We start from the raw sequence: 24387 nt of genomic DNA, 5'->3' as shown, positions 1-24387 counted from the left end.
CACCCTGGGGAACGACACACCATGACTGTCCTGGAAGAAAAGCCGGGCATCGAGAGCACGACCGAGCCCGCGTTCGTAGTGCACCTCAACGGCGACAACGGCGGCCTCAAGGGCTGGGTCGTGGTCGACTCGCTCGTCGGCGGCTGGGCGATGGGCGGCACGCGGCTCACCGAGACGGTCACCGAGACCGAGGTGCGCGGCCTGGCCCGGGCCATGACGGACAAGCTGACGCTGGTCGGCCTTCCCGTCGGTGGCGCGAAGGCGGGCATCGTGGCGCCCGAGGCGGGCAAGGAGGAGGTCCTCAAGACCTACGGCCGCACCATCGCCCCGCTGCTGCACGGTGGTATCCACCTGGGCGCCGACATGGGCGTGGGGGCCAAGGAACGAGCCATCTTCTACGAGGCGGCGGGCTACGACCCGCGCAAGCGCCCGCGCGGCGTCGACATGCCCTACGACTGGAAGACCTACTACGAACCGTTGGTGGACGCCACCGGCCACAACGTGGGCCAAGCCGCCGCCGCCGCGCTGGAAGCGTCGCACCGCGACGAGCCGGCGCGCGTGGTCGTGCAGGGCTTCGGCGCGGTGGGTCGCGCGGTGGCGAAGTTCCTGGAGCAGCGCGGTCACCGGATCGTCGCCGTGGTCGACATCCTGGGCACCGTCAGCGCCGACGAGCTGCCGGTGGACGACCTGATCGCCATCACCGACCCGCAGGGCCGGGTGGACCGCTCGCGGCTGCCGCAGTCGGTGAAGGTCACGCCCGAGGCGGACGCGTGGCTGGACGTCGACGCCGACCTGATCATCCTGGCCGCGCAGAAGGACGCCATCAACTCGACGAACGTGCACCGGCTCAAGGCGGCCTTCGTGGTCGAGGGGGGCAACCTCGCCACCAGCCCCGAGGCGCGGCTCAAGGCCGCGGCCGCGGGCACGCTGCTGATCCCGGACGTCATCGCGAACGTCGGCGGCGCGGCGTCCGCCGGTCTCGCGCTGACCGGCACGGTGCCGTTCACGCTGCCCGGCGAGGCCCGGAAGGACTGGGTGTTCGACTGGATCGCGCAGCGCGTCCGCAAGAACACGCTCGACCTGCTGGAGATCGCGAACGGCAGTTCGGCCGAGCCGCTGCGCGAGCTGATCGCCGCGCGCCGCGACCAGCCGATCCCTCGCGACGCCAAGTTCTGATCGGTGGTCCGGGGCGGCGCCCGACCGGCCGCCGCCCCGGACCGTTCCCGTGAACTAGGGAGGTATCACGGTGACGCCCGCACTGAACCGACGACCGGATGACCTCGCCGAGCAGTACCGACTGCGCGGCTGGCACCGGGACGAGACGTTCTTCGACGACCTGTGGCGGCAGGTCCGGGAACGGCCTCACAAGACCGCGATCGTGGGCCGCAGACTGGCGGAGTCCCGGTCGGAGACGTTGGACTTCAAGGAGTTGGCCGGTGTCGCCGACCGGTTCGCGGGCGGGTTGCTGGAGCTGGGGGTCCGGCGCGGCGACTTCGTGGCGGTGCAGCTGCCCAACCGCTGGGAGATGGTGGCGCTGATGTTCGCGTGCATGCGCGTGGGCGCCGTGATCTGCCCGATCGCCCCGGTCTGCCCGCCCGACGAGCTGCGGCACCGGCTGGAGCTGACCGAGGCGCGCGTGCTGGTGACCATCCCCGAGTGGGACGGCGAGCAGGCCGCGGAGATCGCCGTGGGCCTGCGGGCGGAGCTGCCGAACCTGGAGCACGTCCTGGTGGCCGGGCGGTCCGCGGTGGACGCCGCGGACTTCCACGACCACTTCGTGACCGTGCCCTGGGAGGCCAAGCACAACTTCGACGGCTTGGCGCTGACCGCGGACGAGCCGTTCGTGGTGCTGTTCACCTCCGGCACCACCGGTGAGTCCAAGGGCGTGCTGCACAGCCAGAACTCGCTGTACGGCGCGGTCCAGGGCTACGTCGAGACGTTCGGCTTGGACGAGGACCTGGTGGCGTGCGTGTCCACGCCGCTGGTGCACTACTCGGGCTTCGTGCAGGGCGTGCTGACCGGCGTCCACGTCGGCGGCAAGACCGTCTTCCAGGACGTGAAGGACAACGCGGCCCTCACCGAGATCATCGAGGGCCACGGCGCGACGCTGCTGTACGGGCCGCCGCCGACCCACGCGGACGTGGTCGAGTCGCAGCTCGCCGACCCCAAGGACGTGCGGACGCTGCGGCAGGCCGTCGTGGGCTCGGCGCCCGTGCTGCCGCAGCTCGTGGACGCCCTGCGCGACGTGATGGGCGCCCGCACGTACTCGCTGTGGGGCATGTCGGAGTTCGGGCCCGTCACGATCACCCGGGCCAAGGATCCACGCGACATCGCGGGCTACAGCCACGGCCGTGCCATCGAGGGCCTCGAGGTGCGCATCGACCCCACCGCCGTGGCCGGTGACGGCGACATCGGCAAGCTGTGGGTGCGCGGCGCGGCCCAGAGCCTCGGCTACTACAAGCGGGAGGACGTGTTCGCGAGCGGGTTCGACGTCGACGGCTGGTTCGACACCGGCGACCTGGCGCGCGGTGACGGCCGGGGCGGCATCCGCATCGTCGGCCGGGCCAAGGACGCCATCTTCAAGCGGGGCCGCGTCGTGCCGATGGTGGACATCGAGGCGTTGCTGGAAGGGCACCCGCAGGTGCTGGAGGCCGCCCTGGTGGGACTGCCCGGCCCGGACGACGACCTGGTGTGCGCGGTGCTGGGGGTGACCGACTGCGACGGCCTCGACCTGGAGGCCGTGCGCACCTACCTGCGCCAGTCCGCGGTGGACGAAGCGTTCCTCCCCGAACGCGTCGAGCACGTGGCGGTCATCCCGCGCACCCTCACCGGGAAGATCCGCAAGGTCGTGCTGCGCGAGCGCTACTCGTAACGACAACCCGACGTTCTCGGAACAACCCGGATCGCACGACCGGCCCGAAGAACCCGGGAGAGAGGAAGGGCCGATCGTGTCCGAAGCCGTGATCATGTCCGCGACGCTCGCCGCGGAGGAGGTCCTGGAACGCAAGCGGCGCAACGGTCAACGGGTCCTCTCGCTGGCCAGCGGCGAGATCGGGTTGCCGGTGCACGCCTCGCTGAAGGACCGGCTGTCCGCCGCGGCGGACCAGAACGCCTACGGGCCGGTCGCGGGCAGCCCCGGGCTGCGCACGGCCGCCGCGGGCTACTGGGCGCGACGCGGTCTCGACGCGGACCCCGACCTGGTGATCGCCGGGCCGGGCAGCAAGGCACTGCTGTTCGCGGCGCTCATGGCGGTCGACGGCGACGTGGTCGTGCCGGTGCCGAGCTGGGTCAGCTACAGCGCGCACGTGCGGCTGATCGGCCGCGAGCCCCTGCCCGTGCCGATCGTGCCGGGTCACGGCGGGGTGCCCGACCCCGACCTGCTGCACGGCGCGGTGAGCGCGGCGCGCGCCCGCGGGCGCGAGGTGAAGGCCGTCGTGGTGACCATCCCGGACAACCCCACCGGGACGGTCGCCGCACCGGACATCGTGCGGCGGTTCGCCGAGGTGGCGTCCGAGCTGGACCTGGTGATCGTGTCCGACCAGATCTACACGGACCTGGTGTTCGACGCGACGGCGCCCGCCAGCTCGCCCGCCGAGTACGCGCCCGAGCGCACGGTGGTCACCACCGGGCTCACCAAGAGCCTGGCTCTGGGCGGGTGGCGCACCGGGGTGGCACGGCTGCCCGACGCCGATCTGCACCAGCGGCTGCGCACCATCGCCTCGCACATCTGGTCCAGCCCGCCCGCGCCCGTGCAGGCCGTCGCGGCCTACGCGTTCGACGAGCCGCCGGAACTGGTGTCCTGGGTCGCCGCCGCGCGCGCGTTGCACGAGAAGGTGGCGCGTGCGCTGGCGGCGCGCTTCACCGCCGCGGGCGCGTCCCTGGAGCCGGTGCACGCCACCTGCTACCTGTACCCGGACTTCGAACCGTTGCGGGAGCACCTGGAACGCGTGCACGGGGTGTCCGGCGGCCGCGGGCTCGCCGCGCTGCTGCTGGAGAAGCACCACGTGGGTGTGCTGGCGGCGAGCGAGTTCGGCGAGCCGGACCGCAAGCTCGGCGTGCGCGTGTCCACCAGCCACCTCTACGGCGACACCGACCGGCAGCGCACCGCCGCGCTGACCGCCGACGACCCGGTCGAGCTGCCGTGGATCAAGGCGTGCGTGGAGCACATCGGCTCCATCCTGACCGACCTGACCGGCCGGGCGACGTCCTGACCGACCACTGATCGCTGTCCACGGCCACAGGAGGCCCCACCCCATGTCAATCCTCTTCGAGACCGAGTACCAGGGCCGGCGGTTCGTCGGCTTCGAGCGGCCCGAGCCGGGCAAGGCGAGCGTGCTGCACCGCGTCGAGGAGGGCCAGCTCGCGGCCACCCTGAGCGAGGTGCGCGACCCCGCGGCGCTGCCCGACGCGATCCGCTCGCGCACCGCGTCGGTCACCGTCGCCGACGCGGACCTGAAGTTCCTGCCGCCGCTGCTGCCCACGTCGACCAACAACGCGCTGGTGAGCGGTTTCATGCAGACCCACTCGTCCAAGATGGACGGTCCGCGTCCGAGCGAGGGCGACGTGGACCCACCGAAGTGGTTCTTCAAGGGTTTCGGCTCGTGGCTGAAGCTGCCGGGTGAATCGCTGGTCGTGCCCGCGGAACCGAAGGCGCTGATCGAGGAGCCCGAGGTCGTGCTGGTGTACGCCAACGACGAGGACGGCACGCCGCACTACGCCGGCTACACGTTCGGCAACGACCTGTGCGACATCGGCCTGCACCGCTACAACCCCGCGTACAACCCCTACTGCAAGCTCTGCGACACGTCCATCTCGCCGTGGCTGCACCTGGGTGAACCCCCCACGGCCGTCAACGGCCGCACCACCATCAACCGCGACGGCGAGGTGGCGTGGGAGGGATCGTTCGACTGCGGGCTGGACGCGCTGTACTACACCACCGGTGACATGGCGGAGAACCTGCTGTCCACCTACCCGGCGGTGCGCCGGCCGGGCCTGGTGAACTACCTGATGCTCGGTGCGGACAGCGCCAGCTTCCACGCCGGGTTCCGGATCGCCGACGGCGACGTCGTGGACATCGAGTTCACCAGCCACGGCGTGCGGCTGGACAACCGGGTGGAGTTCGCCAAGCGCTCGGCCACGGTCTGACACCGCTCCAGGTCTCCGCCGCCTCGCCGGGGCGCCGGCGGCGGCGGAGACGTCCGCCCCTACCATTGGCACGTCGCGGCTGCCAACGGATACCGGCGGGCGGGCCGGTGCGGGATCCGGAACTGACTGGTCCTCGCACACGGTGGTTCCGCCTGGCGACCGTCATCGACTGCCCGACGCGGCCGTCGTCGCTCGTGCCGGTGCTGATCGACAGGTCGGGCGGAGCGGGTGCGCCAGTGGCGTGCCCGCCGGGGAGCCGAGCGCGTTCGACTCGGTCGCCGAAGGGCCGGCTCGCGGCAGCGGTTTGACCATCACATCAGTGGGAAGGTTCGAGTAAAGACCATGCCAAACCAGAGCACTCGGGTTCCCCCGGAGGCGACCGGGGGGCGGGCGTTACCCCTCGCGGCGTTGTTGGCGCTGACCACCGCCGCGTTCATCACGGTGCTGACCGAGGCCCTCCCCGCGGGCGTGCTCATCCCGATGAGTGCCGGACTGCGCGTCAGCGAGTCGGCCACGGGCCAGTTGGTCACCATCTACGCCATCGGCACGGCGGTGTCCGCGATCCCGCTGTCGATCGCCACGGCCACGTGGCGGCGCAAACGCCTCCTGCTGTTCGGCGTGGCCGGCTTCGCGGTCGCCAACACGGTCACGGCCGTCTCCGCGAACTTCCCCCTCACCTTGGGCGCCCGGTTCGTGGCCGGCGTCGCGGCGGGCGTCGTGTGGGCCCTGCTGGCCGGTTACGCGCGGCGCATGGCGCCCCCGCACCTGCAGGGAAAGGCCATCGCCATCGTCATGGCGGGCATTCCGGCCGCGCTGTCCCTCGGCATCCCGGCGGGCACCTTCCTCGGCGGGCTGCTCGGCTGGCGCCTGGCGTTCTGGCTGATGACCGCCGTGGCCGTGCTCCTGCTCGGCTGGATCGCCGCCCTCGTGCCCGACCAGCCCGGTCAGGCCGAACGGGGCAGCCGGCCACCGCTGCTGCGGACCTTGGCGGTCCCGGGTGTCGCACCGGTCCTGTTCGTCACGCTGATGTTCGTGCTCGCGCACACGATCCTCTACACCTACGTCGCCACGTTCCTCGACGAGATCGGCATGGGCGAGTCCATCGACGTCGTGCTGCTCGTCCTCGGCATCGCCTCGATGCTCAGCATCTGGATCGTCGGCGCCACCATCGAGCGCAAGCTGCGACTGCTCACCATCGCCAGCACCATCCTGGTCGCCGTGGCAGCCGGAGGGCTCGCCGTGGTGGCGGACAGCCCCGTGCTGGTCTACGTCGCCGTGACGCTGTGGGGCCTCGGCTGGGGCGGTGTGCCGACCCTGCTCCAGACCGCCGTGGGCGTCGCGGGCGGCGAAGCCTCCGACACCGCGCAGGCGATGCTGGTGACCCTGTGGAACGCCGCCATGGCCGGCGGCGGCGTCGTGGGTGGCATCATGCTGACCCAACTCGGCCCCCGCGCGTTCCCGTGGAGCGTGCTGGTCCTCCTGGCGCCGGTGCTCGTGGTGGCCATCGCGGCCCGGGTCCACGGCTTCCCCGCGACGAAGCTCAGCGAACGCGTATGACCTCGTGGCGGCCCGGTCCTCACCGGGCCGCCCGACCAGCTCAGTCACTCCGCCCCGCGACTCGGAACGACCGCGGCGACTACCGCGCGAGATCGTCCGGGCATCCCGCCGTGCGACTCGACGCGGTAACGCACCACGCAGGCCGCGTAGATCGACTCCGGTGACCGCGGCGGCCCGGTCGAAGTGCGCGCGGCCGGCCGGCCGTCACCGCGTGAACGGGCTCAGGTCGATCGACTCGGCCAGCGCCCGGGTGCCGGTGTCGTTCAGGTGGATGTGGTCGCCGCTGTCGTACTCGGGGCGCAGGCGGCTCGGGTCGGTGGGGTCGGCCACGGCGTCGAAGTCGGCGTGCGGGCCGAACTCCGTGCGCAGCCAAGCGTTTGCCTCGCGTCGGATCGCCTGGCCCCGCGGTGTGTCGTAGCCCGGGTAGGTGGTGCCGGCGTACGGGCCCAGGGTCGCCGCGACGACGGTCAGGCCGGCGGCACGCCCCCGTCGGGCCAGTTCGGTGAACCCGGCCACCAGGTCGTCGGCGGACGGCGGTGCGCCGGTCCCGAACCGGCCCGGCACGCCGAGGTCGTTGAGACCGAGGTGGAGGAGGACGTGCCGCGCGCCGGGCACGGCCAGCACGTCGCGGTCGAAGCGGGCCAGGGCGTGCTCACCGATCACGTCCGTGAGCAGGCGGTTGGTGCCGATGCCCTGGTTGACGAACCAGCCACGGGTCAGGCGCGCGGTGAGCAGGTCGGGCAGGCGGCCGTTGGTGTTCGGGGTCGTCCCGCGGCCCTCGAACCACGAGTCGCCGAACGCGACCGACACCGGGGTCCCCGCGGGGGCCAGGACGTCCACGCCGGCGACGAGGTAGCGCGACCCCAGTTCTCCCGCGGCCTCGAAGCGCGGTTCGGCGCACCGGTCGCCGGAGGTCACGTACGCGGTCTGGGCGGGTTGGTGGGAGTAGGTGACCGGGCCGGTGTCGCGGGGCAGGTACAGGCTGAGCACCAGGTCGGTGCCCGCCGTGACGGCCAGGTCGACCGGGTCGCTGGTGGTGGTCTCGCCCGGTGGCACGGCGGTCTCCGGGAACACCAGCGCCCGGTCGGTCGCCGGGTCGATGCCGCTGCCCCGCGTGCGCACGGCGATCCGCGCGCCGCCGAGCCGCAGGGGACGCCTGCCGTACTGGTTGGTCAGCGTGACCCGCACCGCCGCGCCGCCGCCTGCCAGGTGCAGCACCTGGCGCAGCGTCTCGTCGGCGAAAGCCCGGGACGGTGTGAGCTGGAACGGCTCGAACGGGCTCACCACACCGGTGCGGAACCCGGCGACCCAGGTCAGCTCAGCCACACGTCCCCCGCCGCCAGGGGTTCCAGAGCCGGGTAGCCGATCGCGGCCGGGGCGGGGCGCAGGACGGGGTCGACCGGGCTGGGCAACGCGCCGACGTCGAACCCGTCGCCGACCAGGCGGTCCGGGCCGTCCGGGGTGACCAGGCCCGCCGCGACCGCCTCGGGGAAGGTGCCCACGACGGTGGCGCAGACGTCCTCGCCGTCGAACACCGACCGCCAGTGCGCCGCCGGGTGGGCCGCGATCCGCTCGGCGACGGCCTCGGCCACCGCCGCCTCCTGCCCGGCGTCGTCCAGGTACTCGGCGGGCAGGTCGATCAGCTCCGCCAGCAGGCGCCAGAACTTCTCCTCCAACGACGCCACGGCCACGTGCCTGCCGTCGGCGGTCGGGTAGATCCGGTAGCGCGGGCTGCCGCCGGTGAGCAGGTCCGCGCCGGGCACGGGCCACCCACCGCCCGCCTGGTGGGTGGCGAAGTAGCCGTAGATCATGGTCTGCAGGTTGCGGGACATCGAGATGTCCAGGTGCGCGCCGACGCCCGTGGCGTCCCTGCGCCGCAGGGCCAGCAGGATGTTCACCACCGCCGGGTAGGTGCCGCCCGCGAGGTCGGCGATCACCGTCGGCGGCAGCGGCGGCGCGCCCGTGGCGTCGACCACCACATCCAGCAGCCCCATGCCCGCCAGGTAGTTGAGGTCGTGCCCGGCGCGCGTGGCGTGCGCCCCGGTCTGGCCGTAGCCGGTGATGGAGCAGTAGACGACACCCGGGTTGCGCGAGCGCACCGCCTCGTAGCCCAAGCCCAGCCGGTCCACCACGCCGGGGCGGAACTGCTCCACCACGACGTCGGCGGAGGTGGCCAGGGCGAGCACCCGGTCGCGGTCGGCCGGGTCCTTCAGATCGGCCGCGAAGGCCCGCTTGCCGCGGTTGAGGATCGCGTAGTTCGCGCTCGCCCCTCCCAGCTTCGGCTGGTAGGACCGCATCTCGTCACCGCGACCCGGGCGTTCGACCTTGACCACGTCCGCGCCCGCGTCGGCGAGCAGCAGCGTGGCCATCGGCCCGGGGAGCAGGGTCGACAGGTCCAGCACGCGCACCCCGTCGAGGCTCATGCCCCCTCCCCCGCGACGAGTTCGCGCAGCCGGTACTTCTGGATCTTCCCGCTCTGCGTGGTCGGCAACTCGGGCAGCAGGACCAGGCGCTCCGGCAGGTAGTGCTTGGACAGCCCGCCCGCCAGCAGGTAGTCGCACAGCGCGGGCAGCTCCAGCACCGCTCCGGGCCGGGCGACGAGCACCGCGCACGCCCGTTCGCCGAGCCGCTCGTCGGAGTAGCCGACCACGGCGGCGTCGAGCACGTCCGGGTGGTCGAACAGCAGCGACTCGACCTCCGTGACGGGGATGTTCTCGCCGCCGCGGATGATGACGTCCTTGGTACGCCCCCGCAGCGACAGCCGGCCGTGCTCGTCGAGGCTCGCCGTGTCGCCCGTGCGGAACCACAGGCCGGGCAGGAAAGACTCGTCGGTGGCGTCCGGCCGGTCGTAGTAGCCGACGATCACGCCGGGGCCGCGCATCAGGAGCTCACCCGTCACGCCCGGCGGCACGGCCCTGCCCTCGTCGTCCACGACGCGCACCTGCGAGCCGGGGAACACCGACCCGTCGGTGTGCTGGACGTCGTCGTCCTCCAGCGGGGTCGCGGAGGTCATGATGCTGCACTCGGTCATGCCCCACGCGGGCGCGATGTACGCGCCGAGGGCCCGCCCGGCTTTGGCCGGCAACGTGCGCGGTACCGGGGACCCGGCGACCACCAGGCACCGGAACGGGCAGTCGGGGTCGTCGGCGAGGTCGGTGCGCAGCATGTCCTGCAGGAACGTCGGCGCGCCGAAGAACGCCGTGATGCCCTCCGCGCGCACCACCTCCGCGCACCACCCGGGGTCCCAGTGGTCGACGTGCACGCCCGTCCCGGCGAGGTAGGCGGTGAACAGGATGCCCCACACGAACCCCGAGTGGTGCCCGGCGGGTGAGGCGACCAGCTGCACCATCGGGTCACCGAACGTGCCGGGCCCCAGGTGGTCGGCGAGGCCCTTCACCGCGTACAGCAGCGTGTCGTGGGTGTGCATCGCGCCCTTGGGCTCGCCGGTCGTGCCGGAGGTGAAACCGAAGTAGCACAGCTCGCCCGGCTCGCGCGGCGGGAACGCGGCGAGCGGCACGTCCACGAAGTCGTCCCAGAGGTGCTCCCCGGGCCCCGCCTCGAAGTCGTCGCCGACGACGACCACGTGTCGCAACGACGGCAGGTCCGCGCGCAGGCCGCGCACCAGGGCGAGGTGGTCGGTGGTGCGCCAGCGGCGCGGGATGATCAGCGCCACCGCCCGCGAGCGGCGCAGGATCGGGACGACCTGGCGCTCGCCGTAGGACACCGGGATGCCGGTGTAGACCGCGCCGACCTCGCTGATGCCGAACACCAGCGCGCCGTACTCCACCGAGTTGGGCAGCATCAGCGCCACCACGTCACCCTCGCCGACACCCAGGGCGTGCAGCGCGGACGCCACCCGGGTCGCGGCGAGGTCGAACGCCCGGTAGGTCTGGCGCACGGGCTCCCGCCCCGGCCGGTGGCCGACCAGCGCGACGCGGTCGGGGTGCCGCGCCGCCGCGTCGGACAGCAGGGCGCGGATCGGCGTGCCCGGCCACCACCCGGCGGCGCGGAACGCTTCGGCGTCCGCAGCGGTCACCGGCGTGTGCTGGCCGCGCAGCAGCAGCCCCGTCATGAAGCCTCCCAACCGGTGAGCGACGCCGCGCCCGTGCGGCGCGCGGTGGACACGTCACAGGCGGCGCGCAGTGACACCGCGTCCCGCAGCAGGCGTTCCACGCCGTACTCGACGAGGTAGCCGTAGCCGCCGTGGGCTTGCACGGCGTGCGCGCACGCGTCGAGGGCGTGCTCGCACGCCTGGTCGAGCACGGCCGCCGCCTGCCAGGGCGTCGCGGCCCGGAACACCTGCCGCCACGCGGTGAGCGCGACGCGGGCCGCGCCGAACAGGCCGTCGCGCACGATCGGCAGCGCGATCAGAGGTCCGCCGAACTGGACGCGCTGGGCGCTGTAGGCCAGCGCCGCCCCGGTCGCGGCGTCGGCGAGCCCGGCGGCGACGGCCGCGCCGCCCAACCTGAGCCGGACGCGGGCCGCGTCGGTGTCCACGTCGGTGAGCTCCACAACCGCGGTGGGCGCGACGAGCTCGGCGGACGAGGTGAGCGCCCCGTCCAGGCCGGTGCGCCGCAGCCGGCTGAAGCGCAGCGCGGTCGGCGGGATCACCCGCGCCGAGCGGTGGCCGAGCACCACCACGTGCGGGCGCTCCCCCGCGGCGTCCACGCGGTCGACCACCCCCGCCACCATGCCGTTCGCCTCGGTGAGCCGCACGGTGGGCGAGTCGGCGTCCACCGCGGCCACCGGGGTCTCCCCGTGCCGGACGTCCTCGCCCAGCACGTCCGCCGCCACGCGCGCCTGCACCGACGCCCACGCGAGTGCGGGCCAGTCCCGGCCCAACCGGGCCAGCACGACGGCCGCCAGGTCGTCCGGGCCATCGACCGCCCACAGCCCGGCGTCGTCCAGCCGGCGCCGCATCTCCGCCACCTCGTCCGGCCGTTCGTCACTCGGCCGCCGCCCGGCCACCACGGCGGTGACCAGGCCGGCGACGTCGGACTCCTCGTCGGTCAGCAGGGGCCGGGTCACGTCCAGAACCTCTGCGGCTCCGGTGCGCGGCGCTGCGCGAACGACTCGTTCACCTCGTGCGCCTCCTTGGTGGCCAGGTAGACGGTGAGGTACTGGTCGTGCGCCAGCCGCGCCTGACCGGACACCCCGTTGTGCCGGGCGGAGAACGCCGCCTTCAACGCGCCCAGCGCCATCGGGCTGCGCGTGGTCATCTCGCGCGCCACCTCGGCGGCCCGCGCCGACAGCTCGTCGGCCGGCACGACCTCGTTGACCAGGCCCATGGCCAGCGCCTGCGCGGCGGTGTACTTGCGGTTGAGGTACCACATCTCCTTGGCGCGCTTGCGGCCCACGGTGTCCTCCAGGTACCAGGTGCCGTACCCGGCGTCGAAGCTGCCCACCAGCGGACCGACCTGGCGGAACACCGCGTGCTCGGCGGCGATGGTCAGGTCGCACACGGTGTGCAGGACGTTCCCGCCGCCCACCGCGAACCCGTTCACCGCCGCCACCACCGGCTTCGCGACGGTGTCGATCGCCTGGTAGACATCGATGATCGGCAGCACCTGCGACTGGTCGAACGAGGTGGTCTCGTCGTGCTCGCCGCCGATGCAGAAGAACTTGTCCCCCGCCCCGGTCAGCACGGCCGCGCGCAGCGCCGGGTCGAGCCGGAACCGTCCCAGCGCGTCGGACAGCTCGAGGCACGTCCTCGTCCGCAGCTTGTTGCCCGCGTCCGGGCGCTCCAGGGTGATGGTCAGTACCGGCCCGTCGGTCATGACCGAGATGTCGGTGTAGTCGGTCATCCCGCGTTCTCCCCTCCAGTGCGGAAACCCCGCCCGCTCTTGGCGCCCAAGTACCCCGCCGCGACCATGCGGGTCAGCAGCGGCGGCGGTGCGAAGGCCGGGTCGTGCGTCGCCTCGTACGCGCGGCGCGCGGCGTGCTCGTGCACGTCCAAGCCGATCAGGTCGAGCAGTTCCAGCGGCCCGAGGCGGTAGCCCAGGCCCAACCGCATCGCCGTGTCCAGGTCGGCGGCGTCAGCGAGGTCCCGGTCGTACTCGGCCACGACGTCGTTGAGGTACGGGATGAGCAGGTGGTTGACCAGGAACCCCGGCCTGTCCCCGACCACCACGGCGTCCTTGCCCAACCCGGTCGCGAACTCCACCAGCGCGGTCACGGTCTCCGGCGCGGTGCGCAGTCCCGGCACCACCTCGACCACCTTCATCAGCGGCGCGGGGTTGAAGAAGTGCAGGCCCCCGAACCGCTCCGGGTGCGGCACGGACGCCGCCAGGTCGGTCACCGCCAGCGCCGAGGTGTTGGTCGCGATCAGCGCGTCGTCGGGGACCACGGCGGCTACCCGGCCGAGCAGCTCCCCCTTGACGTCCGCTCGTTCGGTCACCGCCTCGATCACCAGCGCCACCCCGGCCAGCTCCGCCACGTCGACGACCGGCCGCACCCGTGCCAGCACGGCGTCTCGCTCCTCGGCCGTGGTCTTGCCGCGCGCCACCCCGCCGTCCAGGAACGCCCGCAGCCGCGCCGACCCCTCGACGACGCGGTCGGCGTCGATCTCCAGCGCGACCACGTCCCTGCCGGACGCGGCCACGACGTGGGCGATGCCCGCGCCCATCACTCCCAGCCCCAGCACCGCCACCCTGTCGGTCATGCGCCCTCCCGTTCACGCGCCGAACAGCCGGTTGTCGTCGTAGGTGTAGAAGCCGCGCCCGGTCTTGCGGCCCAGATCGCCCGCCGCGACCATCCGGGCCACCATCGGCGGCGGGAAGAACCTCGGGTCGCGCAGCTGCTCGTACAGCCGGGTCGCGACCTGCTGGTGGATGTCCAGCCCGACCACGTCCAGCAGCCGGAACGGCCCCATCGGGTGCCCCAGCGCGCCGGTCACGGCGGTGTCGATGGACTCCTTGCTGCCCAACCCGGACTCCAGGGCGTCGATGCACCGGTTCTCCCACGGGATGAGGAACCGGTTGACGATGAACCCGGGCCGGTCCTTGGTGACCACGGTGGTCTTGCCCAGGCCCTCCAGGAAGCCCCGGGTGGCCTCGTGCGCCCAGCCGCCGGTGTACCGGCCGTCGGCGACCTCCACCAGCTTCATCAGCGGCGCGGGGTTGCAGTAGTGGGTGCCGACAACCCGCTCCGGGTGGCGCGAGCCGGCCGCGATGGCGGTGACCGACAGGGTGGAGGTGTTGGTGTGGAACAGGGTCCGGTCGCCCACGACACCGTCCAGCTCGGCGAACAGCGCCTGCTTGGCCGCCAGGTCCTCGTAGATCGCCTCGATCACCACGTCCGCGCGCGCCAAGTCGCGCAGCGAGGTCGTGCCCTCCACCCGATCGGCCGCGGCCCGTGCCTGCTCGTCGGTGAGCTTGCCGAGCTCCGCGCCGCGCGCGAGGAAGCCCCGGACGTTGTCCAAGCCCCGCTCCATGTTGGCCTCGTCCACGTCGTGCAGCACGGTGCGGTGCCCGGCCCGCGCGGTGACGGTCGCGATGCCCGACCCCATGGTGCCCGCGCCCAGCACGGCCACGGTCGTCATCGCGCCACCTGTCCGCCGTCGATCACGATCGTCTCGCCCGTCATGAAGTCCGACGCCTCCCCCGCCAGCAACAGCAGCCACGGCGCCAGCTCGTGCGGTTCGCCGAACCGGCGCGTCGGGATCACCCGCAGCACGTGGGCCATCAACTCCTCGTCGGCGCGCAGCTCGGCGTTGAGCGGGGTGGCGAAGTAGCCGGGCGCGAGCGCGTTGACGCTGATGCCGTAACGGGCCCACTCCACGGCCATCGTCTTGGTCAGCGAGATGACACCCGCCTTGGACGCCGAGTAGGCCGCGAACTCGGCGACCCCGATCAGCGCGTGGTTGGAGGCGATGTTGATGACCTTCCCGGACCGCTGTGGCACCATGTGCCGCCCGGCGGCGCGGGTGGCCAGGTAGGTGCCGCGCAGGTTCGTCGCCATGATCAGGTCCCACTCGTCGGGTTCCAGCTCCAGCAACGGGGTGGTGACGACGATCCCGGAGTTGTTGACCAGGATGTCCAGCTTCCCGAAGCGGGCCACGGTCGAGTCCACCATGTGGTCCACCGCGTCCGCGTCGGTGATGTCGGTCGGCACGGCCAGCGCCTCGCGGCCCGACTCGGCCTGCTCGGCGACGAACCCGTCCAGCTCGGCGCAGGTTCGCGCGGCCACGGCGACCCTCGCACCCGCCGCGGCGAGCGCGCCGGCCATCGCCCGGCCCAGTCCGCGGCCCGCACCGGTGACGAGGGCGACCTTCCCGTTCAGCGACTGCTCCATCACCGCTCTTCCCTCGCCCGCGCAGTGTCGCGGGCGATCAGCATCCGTTGGATCTCGTTGGTGCCGTCGTAGATCCTCGTCACGGCGGCGTCGCGCAGGCAGCGCTCGACACCGGGTCCGACCAGGTCGCCGTACGGCCCGAGGATGCGCACCGCCTCGCGGGCGGCGTACCACCCGAGGTCGGTGCACGACTGCTTCATGATCGCGATCTGGCCGGTCGGCGGTTCGGCGGCGACGTCGACCTGCCGTGCGACGGCGTGCAGCAGCAACCGTCCCTGCAGGATCCGGCCGCGCAGCCCGGCCAGAGCGAACGCCGCCTCCGGTGAGAGGTGGCGACCCAGGGCGCTCAGGGTGCGCGCGTAGGCCGCGCGGGCCAGGCCGACCCCCTGGGCGGCAGCGCTGATCCGGGACTTGACCACGGAGTCCAAGAGCACCCGCCACCCGCCGCCGACCTCGCCCAGCACGTGGTCGCCGGGGACCTCCACGCCGTCGAGGAAGACCTCGGCGGTGGTGGAGCCGTGCATGCCGAGCTTGGCGAACGGGGCGCCCCGGGACAGGCCGGGTGACGCGCCGTCCACCACGAACGCCGTCACACCCCGCCGACCCAGTGCCCGGTCCGCGGTGGCGAAGCAGACCAGCACGTCGGCCTTGTCACCGGTGGTGATGAACGTCTTGGACCCCGTGAGCCGGAACCCGTCCCCGTGCGGGGTGGCGGTGGTGCGCAGGGCGGCGGCGTCGCTGCCCGCGTCCGGCTCGGTGACCGCCAGCGACCCGTACCGCTCGCCGGACAGCAGGCCGGGGACGTACTCGCGGGCCAGGGCGTTCGTGCCCGCCGCGGTGATCGGGGTCGCGGTGTGCGCCTGGGTCATGTAGATCAAGCTGGTGGACGCGCAGCCCGCGGTGATCTCCTCGATCGCCACGGCGTAGGCGACCGTGGAGTCCGCCGTGCCGCCCAGCTCCTCGGGGAAGGTCAGCCCGGCCAGCCCGGCGCGGGCCAGGGCCTGGTAGCCGTCGTGCACGAACTCGTGCTCGTGCTCGGCACGGGGCACGACCTCGTGCGCGACGACCTCGCGGACCTGCCGCCGCACGTCCAGCTCGCGTTCGGTGAGCAGCGCGTCGGCGGCCGACTCGTCCAGCGACCGGTGCAGCGCGAGGTGGGCCTCGGGCGTCATGGGGTGACCGCCTCGAAGCACGGTCGCCGCTTCTCCTTGAAGGCACGCACGCCCTCGTCCGACTCGCTGCCGCCCACAGCGTCCGCGGCCAGCCGGGTCTCCAGCGCCAGCGCGTCGTCCAGCGGGCTGTCCAGGCCGACGTCCACGGCGTCCACGATCGCGCGTACCGCCCGCGGCCCCATCCCGGCGACCTTGCGCGCCTGCGCCACGGCCAGCGCGCGCAGGGCGTCGGGGTGCACCGGCGGCAGCACGACCACGCCCAGCTCATAGGCGCGCAGGGCGTCCAAGCGGTGCCCGGTCAGCATCACGTGACGCGCCGCGGCCGGTCCGGTGACCCGGGCCAGCCTTTGGGTGCCGCCGTAGCCGGGGATCAGGCCCAAGCCGGGCTCGGGCAGCGCGAACGCCGCCTCCGTCGAGGCCACCGCGAACGAGCACGCCAGCACGAGCTCGAACCCGCCGCCCAGGGCCAGGCCGTTGACCGCGGCGATCACCGGCGCGGGCGAGCGTTCGATGCCGCGCAGCACCGCCTGCCCGGCACGGAGCACCGGTTCGGCGTCGGCGGCGCTCAGACCGACCAGCTCGTCCAGGTCGGCGCCGGCGCTGAACGCGCGGCGGCCCGACCCGGTCAGCACGATCGCGCGGGCCTTGCCCGGCAGGTCGGTCATCACCGCGTGGAGCCGGCGCAGCACGTCGGCGTTGAGGGCGTTGTGCCGCTCGGGCCGGTCGATGCGCACGACGGCGACAGCACCGTCCCGTTCCACCACCACGCTCATGGTCGCCGTCCTTCCGCACGGCCGTCCTCGACGGCCTGCCGCTCGATCAGCCACCCGATCTCGTCCGGGCTGAACCCGTTCTCCGCCAGCACTTCCACCGTGTGCGCGCCCAGGTCCGGGAACCGGGCGTTGCGCGGATGCGGTATCGAGGCGAGCCGGAACGGTCCGCGCACCACCCGGGCGTCCGCGCCGGGCACCTCCAGCAGGCTCCCCCGGGCCAGCACCTGAGGATCGCTCACCACCTCGGACAGCGACTGCACCAGCGAGCACGGGATGCCCGCGTCACCCAGCACGCGCCGCCAGTGCGCGGCGGGCCGCTCGCACAGCTTCGCCGACACCGCCTCGACCAGCTCGGCGCGGTGGTCGCGGCGGCCCGGGTTGTCCGCCAGTTCGGGGCGCTCGGCCAGGCCGGGCAGCCCGACCGCCACGCAGAACCGCCGCCACATCGCGTCGTTGCCCACGGCCACCACGAGGTCCCGGTCCGCGGTGGGGAACGCCTGGTACACCGCGAGCACCGAGTCGGTGCCGCCACTGGGCGCGGGTTCCGGCTCGCCCGCCAGGAATCCGGCGATCCGGGGCGCCATCACGGCCAGTGCGGAGTCGAGCAACGACACGTCGATCAGGTCGCCCTGCCCGGTCCCGCGCTGCCGCACCACCGCCGCGGCCACGGCCAGTGCCGCGCACATGCCCGTGACCACATCGGACAGCGCGGTGGACACCCGTTGCGGCGACCCGCCCTTGGCGCCGGTCACCGACATCAGACCCGACCGCGCCTGGGCGGCCAGGTCGTAGCCGGGCAGGTTGCGGTCGGGTCCGTCCTGGCCGAACCCGGACATCGCGCAGTAGATCAGGTGGGGGAACTCGGCGCGCAGGCTCTCGTGGTCGATGCCGAGCGCTTCGAGCTTGCCGGGGTTGAAGTTCTCGATGAAGACGTCCGCCCGCCCGATCAGGGTGCGCAGCGTCGCGATGCCGTCCGGGTCGCGGAGGTTCACCACGACCGAGCGCTTGTTGCGGTTGGCCGAGGCGAACCACGCGGACGCGGAGCCCACGAAGGGCGGGCCCCACGTCCGCGTGTCGTCGCCCCCGCCGGGGCGCTCGACCTTGACCACGTCCGCCCCCAGGTCCGCCAGGTACATGGCGGCCGTGGGTCCCGCGTAGGAGGTGGTCAGGTCGACGACCTTCAGGCCCGCCAGCGGTCCGCTCGACGCGTCGCGGTCGTCCACGTGGTCCTCCATGTCAGGCGACGGTCGCCGGCCCGTGGGCGCCGGAGTCCGCCGCGGGGGTGTCCGCCTTCACGATCTCGTCCTCGTACGACTCGCGGGCGATCCACACGGCCACGGCCGTGATCACGCCGCCCAGGATGATGTAGAGCGCGAGCGGCCACGACGCGCCGGCCCAGGCGAACAGCGCGGCGGCCACGAACGGCGTCGGGCCGCTCATCACCATGGCGCCGACGTGGTAGCCGATCGCTGAACCGCTGTAGCGCAAACGGGTCTCGAACAGCTCGGGCAGGAAGACCGCCATGGGCGAGCCGGTCAGCGCGTGCACCACCGACAGCGCCAGCACCATCGCGATGATGATCGCCACCGGCTCGCCGGAGTCGACCAGCCAGAAGAACGGGAACGCCACCAGCACGGTCAGCAGCGAGCCGGCCAGCAGCACCGGCCGCCTGCCGTGCCGGTCGGCGAGGCCGGCGACGATCGGGATGGTGAAGATCTGCAGGAACGCGCCGATCGCGACCGCGAGCAGCATCGTGCCCCGCGACGCGCCGGCCTGCGTCACGCCGTAGCTCAGCGCGAACACCGCCGCCGAGTAGAACATGATGCTGTTGGCGGCCATGGAGAACACCGCGATCGCCAGCGAGCCGCCCGCCTTGCGGAACACCTCGCCCGCCGGGTAGCGCGACACCTCGTCGCGCTCCTGCACGGCCCGGAACGCGGGCGACTCCGCGATCTTGAGCCGGATGTACAGGCCGACCACCACGAGCACCGCGCTGGCCAGGAACGGCACGCGCCAGCCCCAGCTCATCATGGCGTCCCGGGGCAACTGCTCGACCAGGTAGAACGACGCCGTGGACAGCACCAGCCCGGCGGGCACGCCGCGCTGCGGCCAGCTCGCGTAGAAGGCCCGTTTGCGCGCCGGGGCGTGCTCCACGGCCATGAGCACCGCGCCGCTCCACTCGCCGCTGACCGCGATGCCCTGCAGCACGCGGGAGAACACCAGCAGGACCGGCGCCCAGATCCCGATCATGGCGTAGGTCGGCAGCAGCCCGACCATGGTCGTGCCCACGCCCATGATGACCAGGCTCAGCGCGAGCATCCTCTTGCGTCCCAATCGATCCCCGAAGTGGCCGAAGACCGCCGCGCCGAGCGGTCGGACCAGGAACGCCACGCCGAAGGACGCGAACGCGGCCAGCGTGCCGATCAGCGGGTCGAGGGAGGGGAAGAACAGCTTGTTGAAGATCAGCGCGGAGGCCGTGCTGAAGATGCCGAAGTCGAAGAACTCGATGGTGGTGCCGATGAAGCTCGCGAACGCCACGTTGCGGGGGGATGAGGCTTGACGTCCCATGCGCTGACCTCCTGCGGACCGGCCACACACGCTCTACCTGGTCGTGAACGGTAGGTCATTGAACAGAGGTGTACAAGGTCCAACTTTTACCAACTACGAGAAAGGCCGCCCCGCACTGCGGAGCGGCCTCGGGACTACCGGCTGACGTGCACCGCGATGTGTTTTCGCAGGTAGGTCAGGTGCTCGATGATGGCGGCCTCGGCGGCGTCGGGGTCCCGGTCGGCGATGGCGTCGACGATCGCCTTGTGCTGCCGGACCGTGGCGCGGCCGACCTCCGGGGACAGGTCGAGGTAGTGCACCGGCTCGGTCTCGTGGTGCAGGGCCGCGACGAACGAGTGCAGCACCCGGTTGCCCGAGGCCTGCGCGATCAGCGAGTGGAACTGCTCGTCCAGCTTGGGCACCTCGGGGTCGTCCACCGAGGCCCGCTTCTGCCGCCGGACGATGTCCCGCAGCAGCTCCAGGTCTTCGGCGCTGCGGTTGGCCGCGGCCAGCCTCACCGCCGGGACCTCCAGGTGCTGCCGCACCTCCGCGACCTCGGCGAACTCGATGCTGCCCAGCTTGAGCAGGTTGTGCACCGAGTCGATGACGACCGAGCCGAGCGAGCGGTGGTCCACCGACTGGACGAAGTTGCCGCCGCGCGAGCCGGGGATCTTGTAGATCAGCCCCTGGGTGGTCAGCGACCGCAGGGCCTCGCGCAGCGTCGTGCGGCTGACGTTGAACTGGCGCGCCAGCTCCACCTCGGGCGGCAGGATGTCGCCGGACTTGAGCTCGCCGGACAGGATCGTGCCCCGGATGCGCTCCTCGACCTGCTCCCTGGGTCGCAGCACCTTCTGCCCGATGACCCGGGACCGGGCGCTCTCGCGATCAGCCACGGTCCGTCCCCCCGTCCCCGCAATGACCAGCAGTCATTGTTGAACATTAACATCAGCCGCCGATCATCATCAGGGCGCTGGACGGCATCTGTCCGGTTCGACTTTGACAGTTGTGGTAAAAGTCGTACAGTTGCCGGTCAACCGACCTCCTTGGTGGGAGTGGTGACAGTGCGGGACATCGCGTTCATCGGCGTGGGTCGCATGGCGGGCCCCATGGCGCGGCGGTTCACGGCGCGGGGGTGGCCGGTCCACCTGCTCGACCCCGACCCCGAGGCGGTGCGACCGTTCCGGGACGACCCGTTGGCGCGCGTGCACGCCACCGTCGAGGAAGTCGCCGGGCACGCGGACGTGGCGCTGCTCAGCCTGCCCACGCCGGCGGCGCTGGAGGAAGTCGGCGAGCAGCTGACCGCGCCCGTCGCGAACCGGAAGCTCCGCTACGTCGTCAACACGTCCACCGCGGGCGTCGACACCACGCGTGACATCGCGGCGGCGCTGGAGGACGTGGGCCTGTCCTTCGTGGACGCCCCGGTCAGCGGCGGAGGGGCGGGCGCCGCGCGCGGCTCGCTGTCGGTCATCGTCTCCGGCGACCCCGACGCGGTGGCGGCGTGCCACCCGCTGTTCGAGGTGATCGGCTCGCACGTCACGGTCGTCGGCGAGCACCCCGGCCAGGCGCAAGTGGTGAAGCTCGCCAACAACGTGCTCTCGCTGGGCGCACTGGCCGCGACCGCCGAGGCCACCACGCTGACCAGCCGCGCTGGCATACCGCTGGACCTGGCGATCCGGGTGCTCGACGTCTCCTCCGGCCGCAACTCCTCCACCGCCGAGAAGTTCCCCGACGAGGTCCTCACCGGCCGGTACGACTTCGGGCACCCGGCGCGCGCGGCGCTCAAGGACGTCGCCCTGTTCACCTCGCTGGCCGACGAGCTGGGCCTGACCACGCCGCTGGCGCGGGCTGTGGCGGACACGTGGCGGCTCGCCGTCACCGAGGGCTACGGCGACCAGGACTGCACCCGCATCGTCACCATGTTCCAACGGCTGAACGGTGTCGACCGTGGCTGAGCACCTCGACGCCCTGTGGCGCACCGTGCACCGCCAGGCGGCCACCGCCGACCCGGCCGCGGTGGACCGCGCGGCGGGCTGCCTCGCGGTGGCGCTGTCGGAGATCGTGCTGTCGGCGCGCGTGCCCGCGCACCGGGCGGCGGCGGAGGCGCTGGCCGCCGCCCCCGGTCCGTGCCGCATCGGCGGTGTGGACCGGCTCACCGACCTCACCGGCGCGGTCACCGCCAACGCCTACCTGATGCACGCGCGGCTGACCGACGACTCCTACCGCGTGGCCGCCCACCCCGGGCTGGCCGTGGTGCCCGTCGCGCTGGCCGTGGTCGAACGGGACGGCGTCGTCTCCGGTGAACGCCTGCTGCGCGCCGTCATCGGCGGCTACGAGTGCGCGTGCCGCCTGGCCGAGGCGTTGCTGCCCGACGTGTCGCGCCGCGGCTGGCGCGTCACGTCGGTGGTCGCGCCGCTGGCCGCCGCCGCGACGTACGCGCTCGTCACGGAGATGTCGGAGGACGACGCGGTAGCCGCCCTGGCCCTGGCCACGGGGACGGTCGGCGGCCCGCTGGGCGTGGTGGCGACCGATGGCGACGGCTGGCGCCTGCAACCCGCGCTGGCCGTGCAGGCCGGTGTGTCCGCGGCCATCGCCGCGGGAGCGGGCCTGCGCGGGGGCGACGGCGCGCTGGCCGGGCCGTCCGGGATGTACTCGCTGTTCGGCACCGGTCGACCCGCGGGCACGTCCGCGCGGGCGGCGATCCACGACGTGACGTTCAAGCGGTACCCGGTGGCGATGTACGGGCAGTCGATCTTCGACGCGTTCCGCAGCCACCCGGCGCTGCCCGCGGCGCGGCGGGTGACGGTGCGCGTCGCGCCCTTCGCGGTGGACTACGGGCGTGACGCGGCGGTGAACTCGATCTCGAGCGTGGAGGGCATCGCGCGGGCGGCGCTGCGCGCGTTCCACCCGGCGGTGACACCGGAGGCGGTGGAGGTGGTCGCCGACCCGGCGCTGCCGGACCTGAGCGCGACCGTGACGGTGACCCTGGCCGACGGCGCGGACCTGACGTTGACCGGTGACGGCGACACCAGCGCATGGCGACCGGCGGACCTCCGCGCGCACTGCGCCGACCTGCTCGGCGACACCGGCGACGCCCTGGCCCGGGCGTCCGCCGCGCTCCGCACTCCGACCGGCCTGGCCGACCTGGCCGCACTCTGGCGGACCGCACGCTGACCGCAGCCGCGTCCCGACCACCGGCGAGCGGTGGTCGGGGCGCGCGTCAGTCCCGCTTGGGCGTGCTCTCCAGGGCGCCCGGCGCGTCCGGGACGGCCACGGTGCCTCCGTCCACCACGATCGTGGCCCCGGTGGTGCTGGCGGAGTGGTCGGACAGCAGGAACACGATGGCCGCCGCGATCTCGGCGGGGTCCACCGCGCGACCCAGGGGGATCGCGCCGTCCATCCGGGCCCTCGCCTGCTCCGGGGTGAGGCCGTCGCGTTCACTGATCTTCGCGACGCGCGCCTCGTAGCGGTCGGTGGCGGTCGCACCGGGGACAACGGTGTTGACCCGGATGCGGCGGTCCGCGAGTTCCGCCGCGTAGTGCGCCGACAGCGTCTGCACGGCCGCGTTCACGACGCTCACGTGCGGCGCGCCCGCCCAGTAGCGCAGCGCGGCCACGCCGGAGATGTTGACGAACGCCCCGCCGTCGCGCACGTGCGGCAGCGCCGCCTGGACGACCGACTCGTAGCCGAGCAACTTCAGCTCGAACAGCGACAGCCACGCCGCGCGGTCCGGGTGCCCCTTCTCCGGGGAGAACGCCGCCGCGTTGTTGACCACGCCGTCGAGCGCGCCGAACCGCTCCACGGCCGCCGCGACGGCGATCGCGCCACCCTCCGGCGCACTCAGGTCGCACGCCGCGAACCCCACGTGCGGGTGGTCGTCCAGCGACTGGCGGGCCCGGTCCAGGGACGCCTGCGTGCGCGCGGCGACCAGCACCGACGCGCCCTCCTCCAGCAGGAGCCTCGTGGTGGCCAGGCCGATGCCGCGCGATCCGCCGGTCACCAGGAACGCCCGGTCCTTCAAGCCCAGGTCCATCAGTGGTCCTCCGCCGCGGTGAGCTTCCGGATGTACTCGACGGTCTCGTCCAGGCTGATCACGTCGGCGTACTTCATGTGGATGTCGAATAAGTTGATCTTGTGTGAGATCTGGCTGCGGTCGGCCGTGCACTCGAACGGCACGACCACGTGGAAGTTGTGCTGGAAGGCGTCGACGACGGTCGCCCGCACGCAGCCGCTCGTGGTCATGCCGGTGACGATCACCGTGTCGCACCCGGCGTGCACCAGGTACGACGCGAGCGGTGTGCCGTAGAACCCGCTGGGCTTCGTGCCCTTGTCGATCACGACCTCGTCGGGCAGCGGGGCCAGCCGTTCGTCGATCACGTCACCGGGCGGCGTGCCCTCGGGCAACGGCTCGGGCGCGCGGTTGAGCTTCCACCGGCCGACCTCCACGGGCCGCCGGACGTGGTCGGGCGTCGCGAAGGCCTTGGTGAAGAACACCGGCACCCCCGAACCCCGTGCCACGGCCAACAGCCGAGCGGTGGCCTCCGCGGCAGGCTGCCCGGTGGGGCTCCACCCCGTCGGGTAAGCCGAGTCCACGAACGCGCGAGTCATGTCGACCACCACGACAGCGGGCCGCGCCCCAGCGGTGATCGGCCTCTCCTGCCGGTCGAACTCCCGCCCGAACGCGGCGACGTCCTCCTCGGGAACGACCCCGTCCCACGGCTTGCCCACTACGCCACCGCCTCCGACGTAACGATCCACTATTAGACAGATACGTAATCTGTCGAACATTAGGACCCGCCGCGCGGAGGTGTCAACGGGCGGCGGACCGGCTCGACCTCCAGCGCGGGGAAGTCCTGCGGCAGAGCACGGCGGAGCGTCCCCCACGCGGTCCGACCCGACGGGCG

Annotated in this window: 22 protein-coding genes; 7 read left to right on the top strand and 15 right to left on the bottom strand. The window is 72.9% G+C overall.

What is annotated here, in order from left to right:
* Positions 1 to 21: 21 nt before the first annotated feature.
* From IOD16_RS09965 to IOD16_RS09945, 5 genes are all read left to right on the top strand, one after another.
* Entirely contained in the window at positions 22 to 1176 is a 1155-nt protein-coding gene (locus tag IOD16_RS09965) for a Glu/Leu/Phe/Val dehydrogenase (RefSeq protein ID WP_201439787.1), read from the top strand.
* Between the two features lie 70 nt (positions 1177 to 1246).
* Positions 1247 to 2872 (top strand): AMP-binding protein, encoded by a 1626-nt coding sequence (locus IOD16_RS09960; RefSeq protein WP_201439786.1) that lies wholly within the window; start codon positions 1247 to 1249, stop codon positions 2870 to 2872.
* Positions 2873 to 2948: 76 nt separating this feature from the next.
* The gene (locus IOD16_RS09955; protein ID WP_236594861.1) at positions 2949 to 4211 is read left to right on the top strand and encodes a pyridoxal phosphate-dependent aminotransferase; all 1263 of its coding nucleotides are present in this window, start codon (positions 2949 to 2951) and stop codon (positions 4209 to 4211) included.
* Between the two features lie 43 nt (positions 4212 to 4254).
* Complete coding sequence (locus IOD16_RS09950; RefSeq protein ID WP_201439785.1) at positions 4255 to 5145, top strand: hypothetical protein; 891 nt, start codon at positions 4255 to 4257, stop codon at positions 5143 to 5145.
* A 342-nt stretch (positions 5146 to 5487) separates the two neighbouring features.
* A complete protein-coding gene (locus IOD16_RS09945) occupies positions 5488 to 6702 on the top strand; it encodes an MFS transporter (protein ID WP_201439784.1) in 1215 nt (404 codons plus the stop codon).
* Positions 6703 to 6906: 204 nt separating this feature from the next.
* Here IOD16_RS09945 and IOD16_RS09940 read toward each other — a convergent pair whose 3' ends face one another.
* The 13 genes from IOD16_RS09940 to IOD16_RS09880 all read right to left on the bottom strand — a co-directional run bounded on the left by IOD16_RS09940 (position 6907) and on the right by IOD16_RS09880 (position 20379).
* On the bottom strand, positions 6907 to 8028 hold the full coding sequence (locus tag IOD16_RS09940; RefSeq protein ID WP_201439783.1) for a GDSL-type esterase/lipase family protein: 1122 nt from the start codon (positions 8026 to 8028) through the stop codon (positions 6907 to 6909).
* Entirely contained in the window at positions 8016 to 9125 is a 1110-nt protein-coding gene (locus IOD16_RS09935) for a CaiB/BaiF CoA transferase family protein (protein WP_201439782.1), read from the bottom strand. Before IOD16_RS09935 ends, IOD16_RS09940 begins: the two co-directional genes overlap by 13 nt.
* Complete coding sequence (locus IOD16_RS09930) at positions 9122 to 10774, bottom strand: AMP-binding protein (protein WP_201439781.1); 1653 nt, start codon at positions 10772 to 10774, stop codon at positions 9122 to 9124. The genes IOD16_RS09935 and IOD16_RS09930 overlap by 4 nt, the downstream gene beginning before the upstream one ends.
* Positions 10771 to 11730 (bottom strand): acyl-CoA dehydrogenase family protein, encoded by a 960-nt coding sequence (locus IOD16_RS09925; RefSeq protein ID WP_201439780.1) that lies wholly within the window; start codon positions 11728 to 11730, stop codon positions 10771 to 10773. The genes IOD16_RS09930 and IOD16_RS09925 overlap by 4 nt, the downstream gene beginning before the upstream one ends.
* Positions 11727 to 12506, bottom strand: a complete 780-nt coding sequence (locus IOD16_RS09920) for an enoyl-CoA hydratase-related protein (protein WP_123742540.1) — start codon at positions 12504 to 12506, stop codon at positions 11727 to 11729. The genes IOD16_RS09925 and IOD16_RS09920 overlap by 4 nt, the downstream gene beginning before the upstream one ends.
* Positions 12503 to 13363 (bottom strand): 3-hydroxyacyl-CoA dehydrogenase family protein, encoded by an 861-nt coding sequence (locus IOD16_RS09915; protein ID WP_123742541.1) that lies wholly within the window; start codon positions 13361 to 13363, stop codon positions 12503 to 12505. The genes IOD16_RS09920 and IOD16_RS09915 overlap by 4 nt, the downstream gene beginning before the upstream one ends.
* A gap of 12 nt (positions 13364 to 13375) precedes the next feature.
* Entirely contained in the window at positions 13376 to 14242 is an 867-nt protein-coding gene (locus IOD16_RS09910; RefSeq protein ID WP_123742542.1) for a 3-hydroxyacyl-CoA dehydrogenase family protein, read from the bottom strand.
* A complete protein-coding gene (locus IOD16_RS09905; protein ID WP_123747889.1) occupies positions 14239 to 14994 on the bottom strand; it encodes an SDR family NAD(P)-dependent oxidoreductase in 756 nt (251 codons plus the stop codon). Before IOD16_RS09905 ends, IOD16_RS09910 begins: the two co-directional genes overlap by 4 nt.
* The gene (locus IOD16_RS09900; protein ID WP_201439779.1) at positions 14994 to 16166 is read right to left on the bottom strand and encodes an acyl-CoA dehydrogenase family protein; all 1173 of its coding nucleotides are present in this window, start codon (positions 16164 to 16166) and stop codon (positions 14994 to 14996) included. Before IOD16_RS09900 ends, IOD16_RS09905 begins: the two co-directional genes overlap by 1 nt.
* Positions 16163 to 16939, bottom strand: a complete 777-nt coding sequence (locus tag IOD16_RS09895) for an enoyl-CoA hydratase/isomerase family protein (protein WP_201439778.1) — start codon at positions 16937 to 16939, stop codon at positions 16163 to 16165. The genes IOD16_RS09900 and IOD16_RS09895 overlap by 4 nt, the downstream gene beginning before the upstream one ends.
* The gene (locus IOD16_RS09890) at positions 16936 to 18174 is read right to left on the bottom strand and encodes a CaiB/BaiF CoA transferase family protein (RefSeq protein ID WP_201439777.1); all 1239 of its coding nucleotides are present in this window, start codon (positions 18172 to 18174) and stop codon (positions 16936 to 16938) included. Before IOD16_RS09890 ends, IOD16_RS09895 begins: the two co-directional genes overlap by 4 nt.
* A gap of 1 nt (position 18175) precedes the next feature.
* Complete coding sequence (locus IOD16_RS09885) at positions 18176 to 19507, bottom strand: MFS transporter (protein WP_201439776.1); 1332 nt, start codon at positions 19505 to 19507, stop codon at positions 18176 to 18178.
* A 134-nt stretch (positions 19508 to 19641) separates the two neighbouring features.
* The gene (locus IOD16_RS09880) at positions 19642 to 20379 is read right to left on the bottom strand and encodes a FadR/GntR family transcriptional regulator (protein WP_201439775.1); all 738 of its coding nucleotides are present in this window, start codon (positions 20377 to 20379) and stop codon (positions 19642 to 19644) included.
* Between the two features lie 162 nt (positions 20380 to 20541).
* Between IOD16_RS09880 and IOD16_RS09875 the strand changes: the two genes are divergently transcribed.
* Both IOD16_RS09875 and IOD16_RS09870 read left to right on the top strand, forming a co-directional pair.
* Complete coding sequence (locus tag IOD16_RS09875) at positions 20542 to 21438, top strand: NAD(P)-dependent oxidoreductase (RefSeq protein WP_201439774.1); 897 nt, start codon at positions 20542 to 20544, stop codon at positions 21436 to 21438.
* Positions 21431 to 22657: an MmgE/PrpD family protein gene (locus IOD16_RS09870; protein WP_201439773.1), complete on the top strand. Its 1227-nt coding sequence runs from the start codon at positions 21431 to 21433 to the stop codon at positions 22655 to 22657. The genes IOD16_RS09875 and IOD16_RS09870 overlap by 8 nt, the downstream gene beginning before the upstream one ends.
* A 46-nt stretch (positions 22658 to 22703) precedes the next feature.
* Here the strand turns inward: IOD16_RS09870 and IOD16_RS09865 are convergent, their stop codons facing one another.
* Together IOD16_RS09865 and IOD16_RS09860 are read right to left on the bottom strand one after the other, a co-directional pair.
* Positions 22704 to 23516: an SDR family NAD(P)-dependent oxidoreductase gene (locus tag IOD16_RS09865; RefSeq protein ID WP_201439772.1), complete on the bottom strand. Its 813-nt coding sequence runs from the start codon at positions 23514 to 23516 to the stop codon at positions 22704 to 22706.
* Entirely contained in the window at positions 23516 to 24211 is a 696-nt protein-coding gene (locus IOD16_RS09860) for an isochorismatase family protein (RefSeq protein ID WP_123742551.1), read from the bottom strand. The genes IOD16_RS09865 and IOD16_RS09860 overlap by 1 nt, the downstream gene beginning before the upstream one ends.
* Between the last annotated feature and the right edge of the window lie 176 nt (positions 24212 to 24387).

Origin of the sequence: Saccharothrix sp. 6-C, assembly GCF_016695385.1 — a bacterium.
GTDB lineage: Bacteria > Actinomycetota > Actinomycetes > Mycobacteriales > Pseudonocardiaceae > Actinosynnema > Actinosynnema texasense.
The sequence above is the reverse complement of the archived record's forward strand: the minus strand, read 5'-3'. Positions and strand labels throughout refer to the sequence as shown.

Excerpts from the sequence above, each read along its gene's own strand:
- IOD16_RS09965 (WP_201439787.1), top strand. The coding sequence starts at position 22 with ATGACTGTCCTGGAAGAAAAGCCGGGCATCGAGAGCACGACCGAGCCC.
- IOD16_RS09950 (WP_201439785.1), top strand. The coding sequence starts at position 4,255 with ATGTCAATCCTCTTCGAGACCGAGTACCAGGGCCGGCGGTTCGTCGGC.
- IOD16_RS09945 (WP_201439784.1), top strand. The coding sequence starts at position 5,488 with ATGCCAAACCAGAGCACTCGGGTTCCCCCGGAGGCGACCGGGGGGCGG.
- IOD16_RS09935 (WP_201439782.1), bottom strand. The coding sequence starts at position 9,125 with ATGAGCCTCGACGGGGTGCGCGTGCTGGACCTGTCGACCCTGCTCCCC.
- IOD16_RS09930 (WP_201439781.1), bottom strand. The coding sequence starts at position 10,774 with ATGACGGGGCTGCTGCTGCGCGGCCAGCACACGCCGGTGACCGCTGCG.
- IOD16_RS09920 (WP_123742540.1), bottom strand. The coding sequence starts at position 12,506 with ATGACCGACTACACCGACATCTCGGTCATGACCGACGGGCCGGTACTG.
- IOD16_RS09915 (WP_123742541.1), bottom strand. The coding sequence starts at position 13,363 with ATGACCGACAGGGTGGCGGTGCTGGGGCTGGGAGTGATGGGCGCGGGC.
- IOD16_RS09910 (WP_123742542.1), bottom strand. The coding sequence starts at position 14,242 with ATGACGACCGTGGCCGTGCTGGGCGCGGGCACCATGGGGTCGGGCATC.
- IOD16_RS09905 (WP_123747889.1), bottom strand. The coding sequence starts at position 14,994 with ATGGAGCAGTCGCTGAACGGGAAGGTCGCCCTCGTCACCGGTGCGGGC.
- IOD16_RS09900 (WP_201439779.1), bottom strand. The coding sequence starts at position 16,166 with ATGACGCCCGAGGCCCACCTCGCGCTGCACCGGTCGCTGGACGAGTCG.
- IOD16_RS09895 (WP_201439778.1), bottom strand. The coding sequence starts at position 16,939 with ATGAGCGTGGTGGTGGAACGGGACGGTGCTGTCGCCGTCGTGCGCATC.
- IOD16_RS09890 (WP_201439777.1), bottom strand. The coding sequence starts at position 18,174 with ATGGAGGACCACGTGGACGACCGCGACGCGTCGAGCGGACCGCTGGCG.
- IOD16_RS09885 (WP_201439776.1), bottom strand. The coding sequence starts at position 19,507 with ATGGGACGTCAAGCCTCATCCCCCCGCAACGTGGCGTTCGCGAGCTTC.
- IOD16_RS09865 (WP_201439772.1), bottom strand. The coding sequence starts at position 23,516 with ATGGACCTGGGCTTGAAGGACCGGGCGTTCCTGGTGACCGGCGGATCG.